Source organism: Paenibacillus sp. AGC31, from assembly GCF_057334655.1.
In genome coordinates this window covers 48,447-67,996 of sequence record NZ_JBHFJH010000031.1, presented here as the reverse complement: position 1 = coordinate 67,996, position 19,550 = coordinate 48,447, and the positions used below count along the sequence as shown (strand labels likewise).

Annotated in this window: 15 protein-coding genes and 1 pseudogene; 13 read left to right on the top strand and 3 right to left on the bottom strand. The window is 47.1% G+C overall.

All coding sequences use genetic code 11. From position 1 onward, the window contains the following. The first annotated feature begins 236 nt into the window (after window positions 1-236). From ACE04G_RS18875 to ACE04G_RS18865, 3 genes and pseudogenes are all read left to right on the top strand, one after another. Window positions 237-1,544: a homocysteine synthase gene (locus ACE04G_RS18875; RefSeq protein ID WP_449003980.1), complete on the top strand. Its 1,308-nt coding sequence runs from the start codon at window positions 237-239 to the stop codon at window positions 1,542-1,544. Window positions 1,545-1,965: 421 nt separating this feature from the next. Next, window positions 1,966-3,981: a heavy metal translocating P-type ATPase gene (locus tag ACE04G_RS18870; protein ID WP_221820766.1), complete on the top strand. Its 2,016-nt coding sequence runs from the start codon at window positions 1,966-1,968 to the stop codon at window positions 3,979-3,981. A gap of 133 nt (window positions 3,982-4,114) precedes the next feature. After that, window positions 4,115-4,924: pseudogene (locus tag ACE04G_RS18865) on the top strand (alpha/beta fold hydrolase). 123 nt (window positions 4,925-5,047) lie between these two features. Here the strand turns inward: ACE04G_RS18865 and ACE04G_RS18860 are convergent. Beyond that, window positions 5,048-5,779 carry a ZIP family metal transporter gene (locus ACE04G_RS18860; protein WP_221820769.1) on the bottom strand — a complete coding sequence of 244 codons (732 nt, stop codon included), beginning with the start codon at window positions 5,777-5,779 and terminating at the stop codon, window positions 5,048-5,050. 256 nt (window positions 5,780-6,035) lie between these two features. Between ACE04G_RS18860 and trxB the strand changes: the two genes are divergently transcribed. Then, complete coding sequence (gene trxB, locus ACE04G_RS18855) at window positions 6,036-6,977, top strand: thioredoxin-disulfide reductase (protein ID WP_036668032.1); 942 nt, start codon at window positions 6,036-6,038, stop codon at window positions 6,975-6,977. Between the two features lie 62 nt (window positions 6,978-7,039). Continuing rightward, the gene (locus tag ACE04G_RS18850) at window positions 7,040-7,270 is read left to right on the top strand and encodes a glutaredoxin family protein (RefSeq protein WP_076212704.1); all 231 of its coding nucleotides are present in this window, start codon (window positions 7,040-7,042) and stop codon (window positions 7,268-7,270) included. A gap of 139 nt (window positions 7,271-7,409) precedes the next feature. Here ACE04G_RS18850 and ACE04G_RS18845 read toward each other — a convergent pair whose 3' ends face one another. Together ACE04G_RS18845 and ACE04G_RS18840 are read right to left on the bottom strand one after the other, a co-directional pair. Continuing rightward, the gene (locus ACE04G_RS18845; protein WP_017692236.1) at window positions 7,410-7,607 is read right to left on the bottom strand and encodes a hypothetical protein; all 198 of its coding nucleotides are present in this window, start codon (window positions 7,605-7,607) and stop codon (window positions 7,410-7,412) included. A gap of 147 nt (window positions 7,608-7,754) precedes the next feature. After that, complete coding sequence (locus ACE04G_RS18840; RefSeq protein ID WP_339179462.1) at window positions 7,755-8,921, bottom strand: ROK family transcriptional regulator; 1,167 nt, start codon at window positions 8,919-8,921, stop codon at window positions 7,755-7,757. Between the two features lie 198 nt (window positions 8,922-9,119). On the opposite strand from ACE04G_RS18840, the gene xylA reads away from it, so the two are divergent. The 8 genes from xylA to ACE04G_RS18800 all read left to right on the top strand — a co-directional run bounded on the left by xylA (window position 9,120) and on the right by ACE04G_RS18800 (window position 19,439). Then, complete coding sequence (gene xylA / locus ACE04G_RS18835) at window positions 9,120-10,436, top strand: xylose isomerase (protein ID WP_036606941.1); 1,317 nt, start codon at window positions 9,120-9,122, stop codon at window positions 10,434-10,436. 692 nt (window positions 10,437-11,128) lie between these two features. Beyond that, the gene (xylB, locus tag ACE04G_RS18830) at window positions 11,129-12,622 is read left to right on the top strand and encodes a xylulokinase (RefSeq protein WP_449003978.1); all 1,494 of its coding nucleotides are present in this window, start codon (window positions 11,129-11,131) and stop codon (window positions 12,620-12,622) included. 225 nt (window positions 12,623-12,847) lie between these two features. Beyond that, entirely contained in the window at window positions 12,848-13,564 is a 717-nt protein-coding gene (locus ACE04G_RS18825; RefSeq protein ID WP_449003977.1) for a glycosyltransferase family 2 protein, read from the top strand. Window positions 13,565-14,646: 1,082 nt separating this feature from the next. After that, on the top strand, window positions 14,647-15,717 hold the full coding sequence (locus ACE04G_RS18820; RefSeq protein ID WP_449004005.1) for a glycosyltransferase: 1,071 nt from the start codon (window positions 14,647-14,649) through the stop codon (window positions 15,715-15,717). Between the two features lie 183 nt (window positions 15,718-15,900). After that, entirely contained in the window at window positions 15,901-16,299 is a 399-nt protein-coding gene (locus ACE04G_RS18815) for an RrF2 family transcriptional regulator (protein WP_036607093.1), read from the top strand. A gap of 116 nt (window positions 16,300-16,415) precedes the next feature. Continuing rightward, window positions 16,416-17,567 (top strand): MFS transporter, encoded by a 1,152-nt coding sequence (locus tag ACE04G_RS18810; protein WP_036606945.1) that lies wholly within the window; start codon window positions 16,416-16,418, stop codon window positions 17,565-17,567. Window positions 17,568-17,718: 151 nt separating this feature from the next. Then, window positions 17,719-18,345, top strand: coding sequence for a bifunctional 4-hydroxy-2-oxoglutarate aldolase/2-dehydro-3-deoxy-phosphogluconate aldolase (locus ACE04G_RS18805; protein ID WP_449003976.1), 627 nt, complete (start codon window positions 17,719-17,721; stop codon window positions 18,343-18,345). Between the two features lie 167 nt (window positions 18,346-18,512). After that, the gene (locus ACE04G_RS18800; RefSeq protein WP_449003975.1) at window positions 18,513-19,439 is read left to right on the top strand and encodes an alpha/beta hydrolase; all 927 of its coding nucleotides are present in this window, start codon (window positions 18,513-18,515) and stop codon (window positions 19,437-19,439) included. The last annotated feature ends 111 nt before the right edge of the window (window positions 19,440-19,550 follow it).

Below are 19,550 nucleotides of genomic sequence, written 5' to 3'. Positions count from 1 at the left end.
AACCCAGGATGAGGTATTGCATACCGAAGTCAAAGTAGCTGAAAAACCTTTGCGAGGGCAAAGGTTTTTTTTGGTACAGAAATCGATAAAGCACATATTTAATTTTTCTTATCGGAACAATCGGAAATAAGTCTTTTCAAATACGACATCTTGTGAGAGAATATGGAAAACATACGCCACCATGCGAAGACATCAGGAACTTCAAGAACGTATATATCGAGGGAGGATTCAGATTTATGTCAAACGAACGTGAGCTTTCATTTGAAACATTGGCAATTCATGCAGGCCAGGAGATTGATCCAACCACCAACGCACGAGCTGTACCCTTGTATCAGACAACATCCTATGGATTCAAGGACACCGAGCATGCAGCTAACTTGTTTGGTTTGAAAGAGTTTGGCAACATTTATACTCGTCTGATGAATCCAACAACCGACGTGTTTGAGCAACGGATTGCGGCGTTGGAAGGCGGAGCTGGAGCGCTGGCTACAGCTTCTGGTCAGGCAGCCATTACGTTTTCACTTCTGAATATTGCTGGTGCAGGAGATGAGATCGTATCTTCGGCGAGTTTGTATGGAGGTACATACAATCTGTTCTCGACGACTTTGCCGAAACTGGGTCTGGACGTGAAATTTGTGGATTCCAGTGATCCAGAGAATTTCAGAGCTGCGATTACGGAGAAAACCAAAGCATTGTATGCCGAAACGATCGGTAATCCAAAGGGGAATGTATTGGATATTGAAGCGGTAGCAGCTATCGCTCATGAACATGGAATTCCTTTGATCGTGGATAATACGTTCCCAAGTCCGTACCTGCTTCGTCCAATCGAACATGGCGCAGATATTGTTGTTCACTCTGCAACGAAATTTATTGGGGGTCATGGTACATCCATTGGTGGCGTTATCGTGGATAGCGGAAAATTTGACTGGAAAGCAAGTGGCAAGTTCCCGGGATTGACGGAGCCGGACTCCAGTTATAACGGTGTTGTATATACGGAAGCGGTTGGACCGATTGCTTATATTATCAAAGCTCGTGTACAACTTCTGCGTGACTTGGGGGCAACGATCTCTCCATTCAACTCCTGGTTGTTGCTGCAAGGACTGGAGACATTACATCTTCGCGTAGAGCGTCATAGTAGCAATGCCCTTGCGGTTGCGGAATTCCTTGAGAAACATGAGGATGTGTCTTGGGTAAGTTATGCAGGTCTGCCGAGCCATGGTTCTTATGAGCTTGCACAGAAGTATCTACCAAGAGGGCAGGGTGCTATTCTGACCTTTGGCATCAAAGGTGGTGCGGACGCGGGTCGCAAATTGATTGAAAGTGTCAAACTGTTCTCTCACCTTGCGAATGTTGGTGACTCCAAGTCTCTAATCATTCACCCGGCAAGCACAACTCATGCGCAGTTGACTGAAGATGAACAGACCGCAGCAGGGGTTAATCCGGAATTGATTCGTCTGTCTTTAGGTACTGAGAACATTCAAGACATTATCTACGATCTGGAGCAAGCCATCAAAGCAAGTCAGGGAGCAAGTGTAGGCGCGTAAATGGCATTGGGTGGATGTGTAACAATCACTTAAGCGATATGCCATAAACAGGTTATATTGAATATTAAAATGATGGTTAAAGCCGTTGTCCTCCGGGACAGCGGCTTTTTATCTTTTTGAACACACATGTATGACTATCCATCGAAAAAAGCCCATTTACAAATGAGGATCACAGGCATATACTGATTAAAAGTTGTATTGAGTAAACACAATTGCATAAGTGCAAAAATGATTATCATTCTCATTCGAGATTATTTAAAAGCATTCACAAAACCATGCTGCTGCGGGATTCCCGCAGCAGCATGTGTCATTTTTAGGGCATTAACAATGGCTCTCATTCTCAATACAACTTCATTTTTGGGAGCGGAATTTAGCAGACTCGTCATCCGCAAACCTACCATTCGAAAGGAACGTGATTCATATGCAAGCGATACATCAACCACTACACAGACAGAAACAAGCGGAACAGCGCTTATCCCAAACACCAGGCCCAAACCGGGGACGTAAGCCTGATTTTCGAGCCATGTTGCAGAATAAAGAGATGCAATCTGCATTGGGCAGCGGGCTGTTGATGCTGATTGCCTGGGGAACTGCACCGTATTTTGGTACCTTATCCATCATGCTCTACATTGTGGCGTATGCCGTTGGCGGTTGGACCAAAGCGAAGGAAGGCATCGAGACACTGGTCAAGGACCGTGATCTGGATGTAAACCTGCTGATGATTGCCGCATCCCTCGGGGCAGCGGCCATTGGTTACTGGAATGAAGGCGCGATGCTGATCTTTATTTTTGCACTCAGTGGTGCGTTGGAAAGTTATGCGACAGAGCGCAGTCATAAGGATATCTCATCGTTGCTGGCGCTCAAGCCAGAGACTGCAATGCGTATTGAGGACGGACAGATGAACCTTGTGGCTATTGATGATCTGCAGCCGGGTGATCTGCTGTTGGTCAAACCGGGAGAACTTATCCCAGCAGATGGTGTCGTGTACCGGGGGAGTTCTTTTATCAATCAGTCGTCCATCACGGGAGAATCCCTGCCTGTGGACAAAGTTGTGGGGGATGAGGTCTACGCAGGTACGGTAAACGGGGAGGGTGCCTTATATGTAGAGGTCACAAAATCGGCTGAAGGGTCACTGTTTGGCAAAATCATTAAAATGGTGGAAGAAGCACAGGCAGAAGTGCCGGATTCCCAGCGTTTCATGGAGCGGTTTGAAGGAATATACGCACGCATTGTTGTAGGGGTGACTTTACTTGTGATTGCAGGAACTCCACTACTGCTTGGCTGGACATGGAATGAGGCATTTTATAAAGCGATGGTGTTTCTGGTTGTTGCTTCGCCTTGTGCATTGGTGTCTTCGATCATGCCTGTCATGCTGTCCGCGATGTCCAGTAGCGCCCGTCGTGGCATTCTCTTCAAGGGTGGTGCCCATATGGAGAATATGGCTCGCACGCGGGTCGTGGCTTTTGACAAAACAGGTACATTGACCATGGGCACCCCACAAGTGACCGATATTATTACGGCTGAACATGTAGATCGTGCTCAGCTCTTAGCTGCGGTAGCGGCGATTGAGAACCTCTCCATGCATCCTTTGGCTCGTGCCATCGTAGATCAGGCGAACAAGGAGAATATTACACTTCAGGAAGCGGAACACGTACAGGCTCTAACAGGCTGGGGCATCGAAGGAACTGTGAACGATGTGGTCTGGAGCATTGGTAAAACAGATGTACTGGGATCAATGCAGCCAGAGGAGATGAAAGATAGCAACGTTGATGATCCAGATGGACATGGTGCTAACCATATGAAGGTATCTTCTAAGTGGGACGATGTATGCTCCCGTCTTGAAGGGGAGGGGAAAACCGTATCCGCTGTTATGGCTGATAGTGAATTAGTCGGGCTGATCGCGATGCGGGACACGGTACGGCCACAGGCAGCAGCTGCAGTGAAAAAGCTTGAAGCGATGGGTGTAAAAGTTGCCATGTTAACAGGAGATCGAGCCAGATCAGCTTCTGTAATTGCGCGTGAAACTGGAGTAAGCATGGTCTATGCAGACTTGCTGCCTGGAGATAAAGTGAAGCAGGTCCAAGCGCTCCGCAAACAGTATGGTCCAGTGTTAATGGTAGGGGATGGTGTCAATGATGCACCGGCACTTGCAGCAGCTACTGTGGGTATGGGGATGGGATTGTCCGGCAGCGGAACTGCACTGGAGGTCGCTGATGCGGTACTCATGAACGATAACATTGAAGAGATCGCTTGGGTGATTGGGCAAGCCCGGCGAGCTCAGCGTACGGTGAAACAGAATATGTGTTTTGCCATCACCGTTATTCTGGCCTTAATTGCTGGGAACTTCCTCCAAGACGTCGCATTGCCTCTGGGTGTGGTAGGTCATGAAGGAAGTACAATTCTGGTTATTCTGAATGGGCTTAGGCTGCTACGGTAATGAGATTTGAAGAGGAAAATGAGTAATTGGTTTCGCAGGTAGTATGCGGCTGGTTTAACAGCTTACGTTTGAACCTTGGGTCAGTGGGCAATGATTCGAAGGGACGATTCGAGGATAAAGAGAGCTGTGAAATATGGGACGTTATGTACAAGTGGAACCAAATGTAAAAGTATATGTTGAAGATATTGGCGAAGGCACCCCGGTTGTCTTTTTGCGTGGCTGGCCTGTTAATTATAAAATGTTTGAATACCAATTGAACGTACTGCCGAACCATGGCATTCGTGCCATCGCGATAGATTTTAGAGGATATGGCTTATCGGATAAGCCTTCAACAGGATAAGATTATGATCGCATGGCAGACGATGTTCGTGCCGTTATTGATGATCTGGAGCTGAAAGACGCGGTACTCGCAGGATTATCTACGGGTGGAGCGATCGCAGTACATTACATGGCCCCCCATAAGGGGCATGGTGTCTCCAAGCTGGCCTTGTTATCTGCGGCAGCACCTGTGTTCACACAGCGTGAAGGTTATCCGTATGGATTGACTCCAGAGCAGCTGAACGAGCAGATCATTGAGCCGATCTTTGCAGATCGTCCGAAGTTACTGGAGACGTTTGGCGGCATGTTCTTTGCGAAGAAACACAGCCAGCCATTCATGGGTTGGTTCCACGCCCTCGGCATGGAAGCTTCATCTTATGGTACCATTCGCAGTGCAATTGCGCTGCGGGACGAGGACTTGCGAGGTGACCTGAGTTCAATCCAGATGCCAACTGCCATTTTGCACGGGAAAAAAGGTGAGATCTGTCCGTTTGAGTTCGCCGAGCAGATGCACCAAGGCATCGCTTCGTCTCAACTGATTGCTTTTGAAGAGAGCGGTCATGGTGCATTCTATGATGAATTGGAAAAATTCAAATCGGAACTGATTCGTTTCATCCAATCCTGATCAGGAAAAGGCATATTGCCTCTGACAGACGATCCCAGTAATTTCATGGAATCTTCATTTGTGGCTAAACAAAGAACCCGGTCGACAGTCTTGGACTGTTCGCTCGGGTTCTTTAGTCTTCAGTTAAAACAGTTCGGTCAGACCAATCATCGTGATGAGCCCGAGCAAAAAAGACATCGTCGCCACACGTGCATTACCATCACCGTGACTCTCAGGGATAAGTTCCTTATAAACAATGAACATCATCGCACCGGCTGCAAAGGCCAGACCATAAGGCACAAGCCCAGCTACGAGACTGCTCAAGGTGTAACCAATCATAGCTGTAATAATCTCTACCGCTCCGGTCAGGGTGGCAATACCCAGCGCTTTGAAGCGGCCAATGTTCTGGTTCACGAGAAAGAGGGCCACCAAGAATCCTTCCGGTGCATTCTGCAATCCGATGGAAAAGGCAATGAGATTGCCCAGGCTCTCATCTGAGCTTGCATAGCTGACACCAACGGATAACCCTTCCGGCAGGTTATGCATGGTGATGGCTGCAATAATCATGAAGGCTTTGGTTTCAATTTTAAAAGGCATTTTCTCGGGATTCTCCAGATCGACGTGTGGAATCTTCATCTCCAGCACCAGTAGAACCAGGCTACCAAGCAAAATACCAAATGCGAGTACAAAAAGATTTGATTGGCCAAGTGCTTCCGGAATGAGGTTATACACTGAAGCCGAGGTCATAATACCTGCAGCGTAGGCCAGCAAGATATCACGCAGACGGTGTGATATTTTGCGCATAAATAAAATCGGTACGGCCCCTAGGCCGGTAGACATGGCTGATATAAAACTGCCAATGAGTGCATCGTTCATGCTTCCATTTTCCCTCCTGATGAAGACTTCTTCATAATCGCTGCCGAGCATTGACACCGTACATAAAAGAGATCATAATGAACAACAGATTAGAATGATTATAAATTAGAATTCCGTTTCTGCATAGGATAATTCTCATTTCGCAGGCAGGACTTGTGGACATGATATGGGCTTTTCGTTCTAGTGTATGCAAAAGCCTAAGCTTTTGATGCTCGAGGGCCTAACCTTTTTGCAGAACCCGGGGGAGGAACTATACATGTATAAATCAATTATTATTGGAACAGGCCCTGCAGGGCTGACAGCAGCAATCTATCTGGCACGTGCCAACTTGAACCCACTCGTTATTGAAGGACCACAACCTGGTGGCCAACTGACAACAACGACTGAAGTGGAGAACTTCCCAGGTTTCCCTGATGGGATTATGGGTCCTGAACTGATGGACAACATGCGTAAACAAGCTGAGCGCTTCGGTGCTGAATTCCGCACAGGCTGGGTGAACAACATCGACATGAGCGAGCGTCCATTCAAGATTCAAGTTGAAGGTATGGGTGAACTCGTATCGGAAACATTGATCCTGTCTACAGGCGCATCTGCTAAATACCTCGGTATCCCTGGCGAAGAAACAAATGTAGGCCGCGGTGTCAGCACATGTGCAACATGTGATGGATTCTTCTTCCGTAACAAAGAAATCATCGTCATCGGCGGTGGTGACTCTGCTCTTGAGGAAGCAAGCTTCCTGTCCCGTTTCGGTTCCAAAGTAACGTTGGTACACCGTCGTGAAGAACTGCGTGGCTCCAAAATCATGCAGGATCGTGCACGCAGCAACGAAAAAGTAGAAATGGCTTTGAACCGTACACCACTCGAAGTACTTGCTGGCGACAACGGCGTAACCGGACTGAAAGTGTTGAACAATGAAACAGGTGAAGAAGAAGTGATTCCGGCAAGCGGCGTATTCGTAGCGATCGGTCACACACCAAACACTGGTTTCCTTGGCGGACAGATCACTACGGACGAACACGGTTATATCCTGACTACACCAGGTACATCCGAGACAAACATCCCAGGCGTGTTCGCATGTGGTGACGTACAGGATACACGTTACAAACAAGCGATTACAGCTGCAGGTAGCGGATGTATGGCTGCCATGGACACAGAGAAATACATTGAGAGCTTGGAGCACAGCGCAGTTGTTCTGTAATAGAATGAGCTGATCCCAACCAAACTATAGATTAATATAAAACCATATGAGGTGAATTAAACATGGAAAACGTAATTGTATATACATCAACGAACTGCCCGAACTGCAAATCCGTAAAAACGTTCCTGGCTGACAAAGGTATCTCTTATGAAGAGCGCAACATCGAAACTAGCGATGAATATGCACAACAAGTATGGGATATGGGCGTACGCGCCGTGCCATTGACTGTCATTGGTGAACATCGCATTCTGGGTATGAACAAAACCCAATTTGCCAAAGCATTGGACGCTTAAATCAGGCTGATTATCTGAATCATCATGTGTTGAAAGAAATTTTCGATTCATATGCAATTCCGGTTTTCGCGAGCCGTTAGGATATAGAAAGAACCGTACCCGGAAGGGTACGGTTTTTTGTGCAAACGCAGAATATGATCTAGAAAAAAATACTCATGAAAGTCTGAAATACAACATACACCAGCAATCCTGACAGCATGTACATGAAACCAGCCTTCTTTTTGCTCTGGAACAATCGGAGTATGCCAAGGCTGAACAAGGGCGCAAGCACAATCAGGAACAGGAGTACGGTGACAAACATTTGCGCCGAGATATCTGAAGTATCCACGTAGGTCACGCTTTTTTTCACTCCGTTTCGTTATCGGAATTAACACAGCTTGATTCACACAGCCATGACAAAAATCACATAACCCCATTATACATCTGGATTTCTTTAACAAAAAGGGAGGAAATGGGGCGAAATGATGTCAATTTTCATCTGTTATTAGACAGACACCCTAATTTTTCCTAAAAACTGGGATATCGCAGAGTAAGCGGCACCAACGCGGGTGGAACGGCTGCCCAGAGCTGCCCATTCAATCTGCAAACTGCGGCGGTGATAAGGTAATGTACGTTCCTCGACAACTTGTTTTAACGCTGTTTCAATCCAGGGACCTGCTTCAGAGAGCGGACCGCCAATGATAATACGTTCCGGGTTGAAACTGTTAACGATATTGGTAATGCCAATCCCCAGTTTGCGCCCAATCGTGTTGTATAATTCCTGAACAGCCTCGTGGCCTTGCTCGGCATAATGAATAAGATCGCGTGTAGTATGAGCAGGTAATTTTAGCTGATGATCCGGGTGCTCGTAAGCTTTTTCCGATGCGTATAACTCCCAGCAACCACGATTACCACAGGAGCAGGGCAGACCTTCCGCTTCAATGGACATATGGCCTGTTTCTCCTGCGTAGCCCCACGCGCCTTTGTATAATTCACCATCTACCATGATGCCTGAACCAATCCCCATGCCTGCACTGATGTAGATCATGTGACGGACACCGATACCTGCCCCAAAATTCAACTCTCCATGGGCACCAGCATTGGCTTCATTATCGATGGTTACTGGTAGTCTAAATTCTTCTTCAAGAGTGGAGCGAAGAGCTACCTTCTCCCACCCCAGATTGGGTGCAAACAGGACCGTCCCTGCCTCATCGACCATGCCGGGTACTCCGATGCCAATGCCAATGACACCGTGAGGCGAAGGAGGAGCTGCTTCAATGAGCTGTTTTGCTGCCAATTTCAATTGCTCCAGTACAGAGGACACGTCATGATGTTCCAAGGTCATTGCGTACTCTGTCATGATGTGTCCTTCCAGATCTGTTAGCACGCCTTTCAAATGAGTCACACTGAGTTCCAGACCGACTGCATAGCCTGATGTCCCTCGAAACAGCAGCATGAGTGGTTTACGTCCGCCGCTGGATTCACCAGGGCCAATCTCCTGCACCAGGTCATCACTGATCAGATCAGCAACCAGATTGGATACCGTTGCTTTGTTCAGCCCCGTAACCTCGGACACTCGCGCACGAGAAAGAGGGGCATGGCGCCGGATCGTATCCAGAACGATCGACTTGTTTATTTTTTTGACCAGCATCTGGTCTCCGGTAATTTTCATATGGTTAAGGCACTCCTATTCTTCTGATAAAAGGGTTCTGACCCACATCCGAAACAAGTTATTCGACTATTATAGCGTAAACAAACATGTAAAAAACAATTTTATTTTACTTTGTTTAACCAATAGACAAAGTAAATTCGATGTGATAGGATAACGGTGTAAACGATTTCTTAAAACTATTGAGGAGGCATTTTACACATGGCCTATTTTGAATCCGTTAATAAAATTGCATTTGAAGGTAAAGATTCCAAGAATCCTTTTGCTTTTAAACATTATAATCCGGAAGAAGTGGTAGCCGGCAAATCGATGGAAGAACATTTCCGTTTTGGCATGGCTTACTGGCATACATTAACTGCAGGCGGCAGTGACCCGTTCGGTGCGGAGACAGCTGTTCGTTCGTGGGATAAATACTCGGGTCTGGACCTCGCGAAAGTACGCGTGGAAGCGGCATTTGAATTTTTGGAAAAAATGAATCTCCCGTTCTTCTGTTTCCACGATGTGGACATTGCACCAGAAGGTAACAACCTGCGTGAGTTCTACAGCAACATTGATACAATCGTTGATCTGATTGAAGATCATATGAAATCCAGCGGCAAAAAACTGCTCTGGAACACGGCAAACATGTTCTCGAACCCACGCTTCATGTTTGGTGCAGCATCCACTTGCAACGCAGACGTGTATGCTCACGCTGCAGCACAGATCAAAAAAGGTCTGGAAGTGGGTAAACGCCTGGGCGCTGAAAACTATGTATTCTGGGGCGGTCGTGAAGGTTACGACACATTGCTGAACACAGACATGCAACTGGAGCAAGACAACATTGCTCGCATGTTCCACATGGCTGTAGACTACGCGAAGGAAATTGGCTTTGACGCACAATTCCTGATCGAGCCTAAACCAAAAGAGCCAACAAAACACCAATATGATTATGATGCAGCAACTTCCATTGCTTTCTTGCAAAAATACGGTTTGGACAAACACTTCAAACTTAACCTGGAAGCGAACCATGCTACACTGGCTGGTCATACATTCGATCACGAAATCCGCGTTGCTCGTACAAACGGCATGCTCGGTTCCCTCGATGCGAACCAAGGCGACATGTTGATCGGTTGGGATACGGATGAGTTCCCGGTTGATATGTACGATGCTACGTTGACAATGTATGAAGTATTGAAAAACGGCGGTATCGGCCGTGGTGGTGTGAACTTTGACGCGAAAGTACGTCGTGGTTCCTTCGAAGCAGACGATCTGTTCCTGGCACACATCGCAGGTATGGACACGTATGCAAAAGGTCTGAAAGTAGCAGCGAAGTTGATTGAAGATCGTGTATTCGATGACTTCATCGAAAAACGTTACAGCAGCTTCAGCGAAGGTATTGGCGCAGATGTGGTTGCAGGTAAAGCGACACTGGCTTCCCTTGCTGAGTATGCACTCAACAACGAAAGCCCACGCAAAAATCAATCCGGACGTCAGGAATTGCTGAGAGCACAACTTAACCAGTACATCCTGGCTGACTAATAGCGCATAAGGCAGGGTTGGTGCACGTCGGCCACCGATGGTTATTCAACTCATATGTGTTGGACATTAGTATCCAAGCTTGCCTATGCACAAGATTAGCTTGTACCATGGAACGCCTGAACAAGCATGACATTCGGACCGTCCCCGACTTTCCCTTGGGAAGACGGGGGCGGTTTTTTGGTTAAACAAACAACACGATTTTTAAGATTTTTGATATAAATGTTTCTTTAAGATGGTGCATGCAGAACGAAGTGAGCAGAAAGGACCCGAGGAAGCGGAGCGTGCGCATTTATCACCGGATTTCTCCCTTGCTAAAGGGTATAAAGGAAATCCGGGGGTAACGGCGATCTGAGGGTTTTCTGATCACGAAGTGACCATATGAGCATCAAGGATTTCATTTATAACCAATGACGAATCAAGGTCATTGGATCAATCTTTTCGCTACAAAAACGAGTACGTTTTTACTGTTTTGATATAAATGTTTCTCTGAGATGGTAAATGCAGAACGAAGTGAGCAGAAAGGACCCGAGGAAGCAAAGCGGTCGCATTTATCCCCGGATTTCACCCTTGCTAAAGGGTATAAAGGAAATCCGGGGGTAACGGCGATCCAAGGGTTTTCTGATCACGAAGTGACCACATAAGCATCAAGGTTTCATTTATACAATCCTGTTACAAACGAGAGGAGTTAACCTATGAGTTACGTAATCGGTGTCGATCTTGGAACCAGCGCGGTCAAAACCGTGTTGGTCAATCGTGAAGGTAAAGTGGCATTTGAAGCATCTGAGGCATATCCGTTGTATCAGCCCAAGGCTGGATACAGCGAACAAAACCCTGAAGATTGGGTAGAGCAGACCATTGTTTCCTTGCGTAAGTTGCTGGAAGTGTCTGGCGTGCAGCCTTCGGAAATCGAGGGAATGAGCTTCTCCGGTCAGATGCACGGACTGGTGTTGGTGGATGCAGAAGGTAAACCGCTGCGAAATGCAATCTTGTGGAACGATACACGTACTACGGCGCAGTGCCGCCGGATCGAAAAAGTACTGGACGGCAAGCTGTTAAGCATTGCCCGGAACCGTGCACTGGAAGGCTTCACATTGCCGAAAATTCTGTGGGTTCAGGAGAACGAGCCTGAATTGTTACAGCAAGCATCCTTGTTCCTGCTGCCAAAAGACTATGTGCGTTATCGCCTGACGGGTGATTATGCTATGGATTATTCCGATGCAGCGGGAACTTTGCTGCTGGACGTTGCAGGCAAGCAGTGGAGCAACGAGATTGCAGATGCATTCGACCTGCCAATCTCCCTATGTCCACGTCTTGTGGAATCGTTTGAGGAAGTGGGCACGTTGCTGCCTGAGATTGCGGATCAAACGGGTCTGGCGGCTGCGACGAAAGTATACGCAGGTGGTGCGGATAATGCTTGCGGTGCGATTGGCGCAGGTATTCTGAGTGAAGGACAGACGATGTGCAGCATCGGAACGTCCGGGGTTGTGCTTTCCTACGAAGAGCGTAAAGATCTCGATTTCGAAGGCAAAGTGCACTTTTTTAATCACGGGGAGAAAGATGCCTTCTATATTATGGGTGTAACACTTGCCGCAGGATATAGCCTGTCCTGGTTCAAGGATACGTTTGCAGCGGACAAATCGTTTGATGTGCTCTTGCAGGGCATTGATCAGGTTCCGGCGGGCAGCAACGGATTGTTGTTCACACCATATATCGTTGGGGAGCGTACACCTCATCCGGATGCGAATATCCGTGGCAGCTTCATCGGTATGGATGCAGGACACAAGCTGGAGCACTTTGGACGTGCGGTGATGGAGGGCATTACCTTCTCGCTGCGTGAGTCCATTGATATTCTGCGTGGTGCAGGCAAAACAGTCAATGAAGTCATCTCCATTGGTGGTGGTGCCAAGAACGAAGCCTGGTTGCAAATGCAGGCTGATGTCTTTAATGCCACGATTGTGAAGCTGGAGAGCGAACAGGGTCCTGCGATGGGTGCAGCGATGCTGGCTGCCTATGGCTGTGGCTGGTTCCCGTCATTGCAGGAATGTGCAACTGCGTTTATTCGTCCAGCGAAGTCCTATGAGCCGAACCCGGAAACGGTTGCTGTCTATGATGGACTGTTCGCACTGTACCAGGAAGTCTATGGACAGACACGTAGTCTCAATGATCGTTTGGCTGAATATCGTTAATTCATTTATTTATTTCACTACATTAATCTTGTGATTACATTTAAAAGCATCCGCGAAGGCGGGTGCTTTTTTGTCGTTCATCAAGATTAACCCCATGAAAGGTTTACTTGGCCTGCATATCCGCATTCCGGCTCTGCATAGATTGGAAATAGAGGATTGTGATTCGTCCAGGCATCGTGTATCCGACATTTTAATAGGTAGAAGCTTGAGCATGGGGGTGAAGCTTTGGATGGACATGAGGAACATGGAAGACCACATATTACCTTGTCGATGATCGTTCGTAATGAAGAGAATCGTTATCTCAGGCAGGCACTGGAGAGACATCGTCCCTGGATTGATCGCGCAGTAATCATTGATGACGGAAGCACGGATGGAACGGTCGCGCTGTGCAGGGAACTTCTGGACGGTATTCCACTCGTATTAGTGGAGAACGCTGCTTCACGTTTTGCAGACGAGGTAAGCCTGAGAAAACAACAATGGAAAGAGACCGTGGCGACCGATCCGGAGTGGATCTTGAATCTGGATGCGGATGAGATTCTAACCAGTGACTTTGGGTTGGTACGGGATCTGCTGCTCAGTGGAAATGAAGATGCGATCTATTTCAGATTGTTTGATATGTGGAGTGAGACGCATTACCGGGAAGATGAGTTCTGGCAGGCGCATGCCTATTATCGGCCATTTCTGATTCGTTATCACCCGGGGATGAACTATGAATGGAAGGAGACACCCCAGCATTGTGGTCGTTTTCCGTTAACGATCCAGCATTGGTCCTATGGATGTCATGCTCCCCGGGTGAAGCACTATGGTTGGGCGCGGGAAGAAGACCGCATCCGCAAATATGAACGCTATCAAGCACTGGACCCTGAAGCAAGATACGGTTGGAAGGAACAGTACGAATCGATATTGGATCAAGAGCCACGACTGTTGGCATGGTTCGAATAAGGAGAGGGGGAGTGAGTACATTGAAGAAAGACCCTTTACGCAAATCGCAAGAAGAATCCCAACCTCAAATAGAGCCGAATTCACATGAGAAAGATAATCAGAAAGAGAATCAAAGAGAGGAGCAACCTGAGAGCCAGAAAGAGAGCCAGAGTAATCATCGACCGCCCAGACGTTCTGATCAATCGCAGGAAACCCATCAATCGGAAAAGCTTGAAGAGCTTAGCCAGGAAAGAATACTGATCGCCAGCCCGGTTCGCCAGACCACTCCGGTGCTCCGTGAATTTCTGGATTCTCTGCATGCACTGGAACGAACCACAGTGAAGACGGATTATCTGTTTGTTGACGATAACGTGGAAGAAGCCGCATCGAATATATTGCGTGAATTTGTGCTTCAGCATGAAGGGACGGTTATTCAAGCAGATGAACATGGCAGTGGTAGTTCTGACAACAAAGGGGTGTACAGCAAAGATGAGGGGGGACACTATTGGCAGGATGAGCAGATTTGGCGTGTAGCCGGTTTGAAAAATCGCATATTGCAATATGCACGTGACAACCACTACGATGCGGTTTTCCTGATAGATTCTGACTTAGTGCTGCATCCGCGGACGCTGGAGCAACTTGTATCGAGTGGCAAAGACATTGTATCCAATATCTTTTGGACCCGCTGGCAGCCGGATGCCAGGGAAATGCCACAGGTATGGCTGCAAGATGAGTATGCCTTGTATCGCCGCGGTGGCAAAACATTAGACGGAACCGAGGCGGAGGACGAGGGCACGCAAACGACTGCTTTTCTAACTCAGCTACGGATCCCGGGTTGTTATGAAGTTGGAGGGCTGGGGGCATGTACCCTTATTCGCAAAAATGTTCTGGCAGCAGGAGTTTCATATGACCAGATTCCCAATGTATCCTTCTGGGGCGAAGATCGTCATTTTTGCATCCGTGCTCAGGCACTGGGTTTTCGTTTGTTCGTCGATACTCATCTCCCAGCGTACCACATCTATCGTTTGTCCGAACTGCCGGGGGTATCTGCATTTAATCGCAGGGCCAGACGAGGGGAGGAGACGATCAGTATTACCTTGTGTATGATTGTGAAAAATGAAGAAGCTTCCCTCGCCAGATGTCTGGACTCGGTCAACGGCATTGCCGATGAGATTGTAATCGTGGATACCGGTTCGACGGATCGTACTCGTCAGATCGCTTCCAGATATACGGATCGTATCGTTGATTTTGAATGGGTGGATGACTTTGCAGCAGCACGAAACTTTGCCTTCGATCAGGCGAAGAGTGAATATATTCTGTGGCTGGATGCCGACGATGTGTTCGAACCGGAAGATCGGGCGAAACTGATCGCCTTGAAACGTTCGCTCGACCCGGATGTTGATAGTGTCACAATGGATTATAATCTGTCATTCACAGCAGATGGCAAGGTAGCCTACAGCCTGCGTCGGAATCGTCTGGTGCGTCGGGATCGGCAATTTCGCTGGATTGGCGCGGTCCATGAATATCTGGCTGTAGCGGGCAATCTGCTGCATAGTGATATAGCGGTTACCCACAAGAAAGATAAGGTGTATACCGATCGTAATCTGCGGATTTATCGCAAAAGGGAACAGGCCGGAGAGGAATTCGGGCCGCGTGACTTGTACTATTTCGGTAATGAACTGAAGGACCATGGACAGCATGAGGATGCGGTGAAGTACTATGAGAAGTTTCTGGATACCGGATTGGGCTGGGTGGAAGATCAGATCGCTGCTTGCCAGAAAATTGCGGATTGTGAAGCTGCACTTGAACGTCCGGAACAGGAAGTCACGGCGTTGTTCCGATCATTTGCCTATGATTTGCCAAGAGCCGAGATTTGCTGTCGATTGGGTGGTTATTTTGCCGACCGTGAAGATTATCGCAAGGCCCTGTTCTGGTACGAACAGGCGACTCGTGCTGTACGTCCTGATGATCCTATGGTAGTGCTGAATGAAGCAGCTTGGACCTGGATGCCGCATCTGCAACTATGTGTGTGTTATGACCGGATGGGTAACCGCGCCAAGGCCCGAGAACATAATGATATCGCACTTGCCTATCATCCAACACATCCAAGCATGTTATATAACGATCGATACTTTAAAGATTTGGAGAAGGATAACGTATTGGAAAATGCCTAAAGCATGCATATAGATTGGAACTGTAGGTATAGATATTGCTGGAACAGTTGTTTGTAACAAGAGCCTCCTCTGATGAAGGAGTGGACGCAATGTGCCACTTTTATGAGAGGGGGTTATTGACGTAATTGTATCAAAGGAGTTATTGTAGATATATTAAGTCTTTTATTAGGAAGGAATGAGATGATGAAGTATTCCAAAGCTACCAATTACGCCCTGCACACGATGCTTTTTCTTGCGGCATCCAATTCAGATAAACCTGTGGGTGTGCAGCAACTTTCAAAGTGGCAGAATGTTTCACCCACATATCTGTCCAAGATTTTAACTAAATTGACAAAAGAGGGGATGATTCATTCTTCATCTGGTGCCCATGGCGGGTATACACTTCAGGAGAAGTGGGAGGATCTTACGTTTTTGGACATCATACAGGCCATTGAGGGTACAACCTCTCTGTTTGATTGCTGTCATCACAAACAGGGATGCTTAATTCAAGAAACCATGATCACTGCCGAAGGACAGATGGAAGAAGTGCTTAAAAATCGAAAATTATCTTCAATTGCCGGTAAAATATCAATGATGCATTAAGTATTTTTTTGTATTTATAATAGATATAATTTGTCTTTTATATCTATTATAAATTTCAACAAACGAATATATCCAGAAGATTTCACACACTATTCTTTTGAATAAAGGAGACTGAAATGAATTCATTTATTATCTATTTATTGGCTTTAGGAGCCTTTGTTGTGGGAACAGCCGAATTTGTCGTATCTGGTGTTTTAGATATCATTGCCCGCGATTTACAGGTTTCGATCTCATTAGCGGGACAATTGGTCACCGTATATGCACTATCTCATGCATTGGGAGCCTGGGCTCTGGTCATGCTGACTTCCAAGTTACAACGTAAAAAAGTACTTCTGTATTCCATGCTTATTTTTATCTTGGGGAATATCATTGCATTCTTCAGTTTGAACTTTGGCATGCTTATGTTCTCACGCATCGTATTGGCCATGAGTGGTGGTCTGTATTTTGTCCTAGCCACGAACTATGCTGCAAGACTAGCTCCTTCTGGCAAACAGGGTAGTGCCATTGCAACTGTCATCACAGGATTCACCGTTTCATTGGTATTAGGAGTGCCGATTGGTACCTTCATTGCTGCCTACATGGATTGGCACTATGTTTATATCATGATTGCAATTATCGCATTTATTAATTTCATGCTGTTGTACAGATTTATTCCTCGAATGGAGGGTAACCCGTCTCTCTCCCTGAAGCAACAATTATTGATTATCAAAGATAAAAAGGTTATCACCGGATTATTAACGACTGTTTTCTGGATTCTGGGCTACACCATGGTATTTGCTTATATCGCTCCACTTTTAAGTTCAGTAGCCGATTTTTCAATAGAAATGATTAGTACGGCGTTACTTGTATTGGGTGTATTTGCATTCATAGGTTCCCGTCTTGGTGGCTATGCGGTAGATCGATGGGGACCTGTTCGCACGATTCCAATCAGTTTGATTATTCATGCTGGTGCCCTCTTTATTTTGCCAATCACAGCAGGTTCCACAATAGGTATTCTTCTGACCATCATGATTTGGGGCACAGCTGCCTGGATAACAACGCCCGCGAATCAGTTCTATTTGATTACATTGAGACCACAGTCTTCTGAAACAGTCCTGAGTTACAATACGGCAGTAATGAACATAGGTATGACTTTCGGTGCCGGATTGGGAGGTGTAGTTGTGAAATACAATTCCGTTCAAAATTTGGGGTGGATTGGTGGTATGGTCCTGCTGTTGGCGTTGGCGATTGCCCTTGTTTCCTTCAGGTTGACTACAAAGCCAAGTTGAATTCAATGTCTTTTTAAAAGCAAGAAGTGAATATTGGATCAAATGATTTCATCCAGGAGAGGATATGCCTTACAATAATGAATAACGGAAAAGCGGTGACCATGATTGCCTGTCTTCGGCTGCCGAATTGATGAAGCAAGGGGAACTGGATATGAATTTGACGGAAGTACTATTGGAGTCAAGGCTGGTTGCGATTGTGCGCGGTATAAGCCGCGAAGCGGCAGTAACAGCTGGACAAGGTATGACAGGTGGTGGAATCCGACTAATGGAAGTCACACTGAACACACCTGGAGCACATGATATTATTGCAGACTGGCGTGAGCGGCATGAAGGAAAGGCTTATGTTGGAGCGGGTACGGTTCTGAATGTGCAGATGGCGAAGGAAGCAGTCGCTGCAGGAGCACAATTTCTGGTGTCTCCCAATGTCGATCTGTCTGTCATTGAATATGCTGTAGAACATGGTGTCGAGATCTGGCCTGGAGCCATGACACCTACGGAGATTGTCGCTGCCCATGAAGCGGGAGCGCGAGTTGTGAAGTTGTTTCCGATGGCGAGTCTGGGTATACCGTATCTGCGGGAGATCAAAGCGCCACTGAATCATATTCCACTGCTGGCAACAGGTGGTGCCACACTGGAGAATATTGCTGATTATTACGCAGCAGGCGCTGCTGCAGTGGGTCTGGGAAGTGCACTTTTACCACGAGAAGCTCTTGTGGCAGGAGATCATGAGCAGATTGCAGCATGTGCACGGAGATTTGTGAAAGCAGCTGAAGTCTAGGATTCCAGCGTCAGATGAGGGATATGTATATTTGGGTATATATGAAGGTGCCTTTAGATTAGTTGTTGGATTAATCTTTATCATAAAAAACCATGTCGCTTAACGTGCCGTTCATTCTATTGTTTTATGATGGATGTATGCCAGAATTCGGAGAGGAGAGATGCCCTGTGAAAGCTAAAACAATGATAGGCGGCGTGCTCGCCGTGGCCGCAGTAACGGCAGGTGGATTATGGAAGGCAGCGGTAAAGAGCCAGACACCCAAGAAGATTCCAATCACATTGACACCCCCAATGCCATTTGAGGATGTGACCTTTGACAGTGGGGGAGGTCGGGTGCATGGCTGGTTCATCCCGGCCAGAGTTGACATTCCGAAACCATGGCCGCTCGTTATTATTGCACATGGCTGGGGCTCTAATCGCTCCCGTGTTCTTCGTTACGCACGTCCGATCTGGGAAGCAGGATATGCTTTATTTATGTATGATGTGCGTAGTCATGGGGCCAGTGATCCGGTTCGTGCTGCATCTGCCTACCTGTTCCGGGATGATCTGCTCGCGGCGTTGCAGTATACGACTGCACGACCAGAGATTGATGCGGATGCCATCGGAGTGCTTGGACATTCTTTGGGAGGACTGGGTACGATTCTTGCAGTGACGGAGGGAATTCCTGTATCAGCAGTGATTACGGACTCGATGCCATCGCAATTTGAAGTAATCGTCAGTTCAGAGTTGAGACGCCGACGTCTGCCCTTGTTTCCACTGGCCCAGTTAATTCCGAGAATCTGGTTCTGGCGACTGGGTGAATCTCTGAAATCTTATCGTCAGCGTGATCCGGTGATGATGCTGAACGAACGGCGCAGGGGGATGCAACTGCCAATGCTTATGGTACACTCCAAGGGGGATAATTTCATTCCCCCGAGTGAGCTTGAATATTTTATGTCCAAAGCCGATCCGCCTGTTGAACATCTATGGGTCAACAGCGGAGGACACAGTTGTTCTGAGGAAGATCCCACCTTCTGGGACACCGTTATTCCATTTTTGAAAACCCATGTCCAAGGTCGGTCAAAGTCGAACGATTCCACTATTGCGAGCAGTTAAACCAGGTAGAATCAGGCCTACATAAGAGTGCAGGCTAACAAAGGGAACGCCAACGTGGTTGGCGTTTTTTTGCTGTTATGAGCAATATGCAGAAATTCACATTTGTAAAAT

Coding starts and splice junctions, on each gene's coding strand:
- xylA (WP_036606941.1), top strand. CDS start 9,120: ATGGCCTATTTTGAATCCGTTAATAAAATTGCATTTGAAGGTAAAGAT.
- ACE04G_RS18840 (WP_339179462.1), bottom strand. CDS start 8,921: ATGAAAATTACCGGAGACCAGATGCTGGTCAAAAAAATAAACAAGTCG.
- ACE04G_RS18815 (WP_036607093.1), top strand. CDS start 15,901: ATGAAGTATTCCAAAGCTACCAATTACGCCCTGCACACGATGCTTTTT.
- ACE04G_RS18870 (WP_221820766.1), top strand. CDS start 1,966: ATGCAAGCGATACATCAACCACTACACAGACAGAAACAAGCGGAACAG.
- ACE04G_RS18860 (WP_221820769.1), bottom strand. CDS start 5,779: ATGAACGATGCACTCATTGGCAGTTTTATATCAGCCATGTCTACCGGC.
- ACE04G_RS18875 (WP_449003980.1), top strand. CDS start 237: ATGTCAAACGAACGTGAGCTTTCATTTGAAACATTGGCAATTCATGCA.
- ACE04G_RS18810 (WP_036606945.1), top strand. CDS start 16,416: ATGAATTCATTTATTATCTATTTATTGGCTTTAGGAGCCTTTGTTGTG.
- ACE04G_RS18820 (WP_449004005.1), top strand. CDS start 14,647: ATGATTGTGAAAAATGAAGAAGCTTCCCTCGCCAGATGTCTGGACTCG.
- ACE04G_RS18850 (WP_076212704.1), top strand. CDS start 7,040: ATGGAAAACGTAATTGTATATACATCAACGAACTGCCCGAACTGCAAA.
- ACE04G_RS18805 (WP_449003976.1), top strand. CDS start 17,719: ATGAATTTGACGGAAGTACTATTGGAGTCAAGGCTGGTTGCGATTGTG.
- xylB (WP_449003978.1), top strand. CDS start 11,129: ATGAGTTACGTAATCGGTGTCGATCTTGGAACCAGCGCGGTCAAAACC.
- trxB (WP_036668032.1), top strand. CDS start 6,036: ATGTATAAATCAATTATTATTGGAACAGGCCCTGCAGGGCTGACAGCA.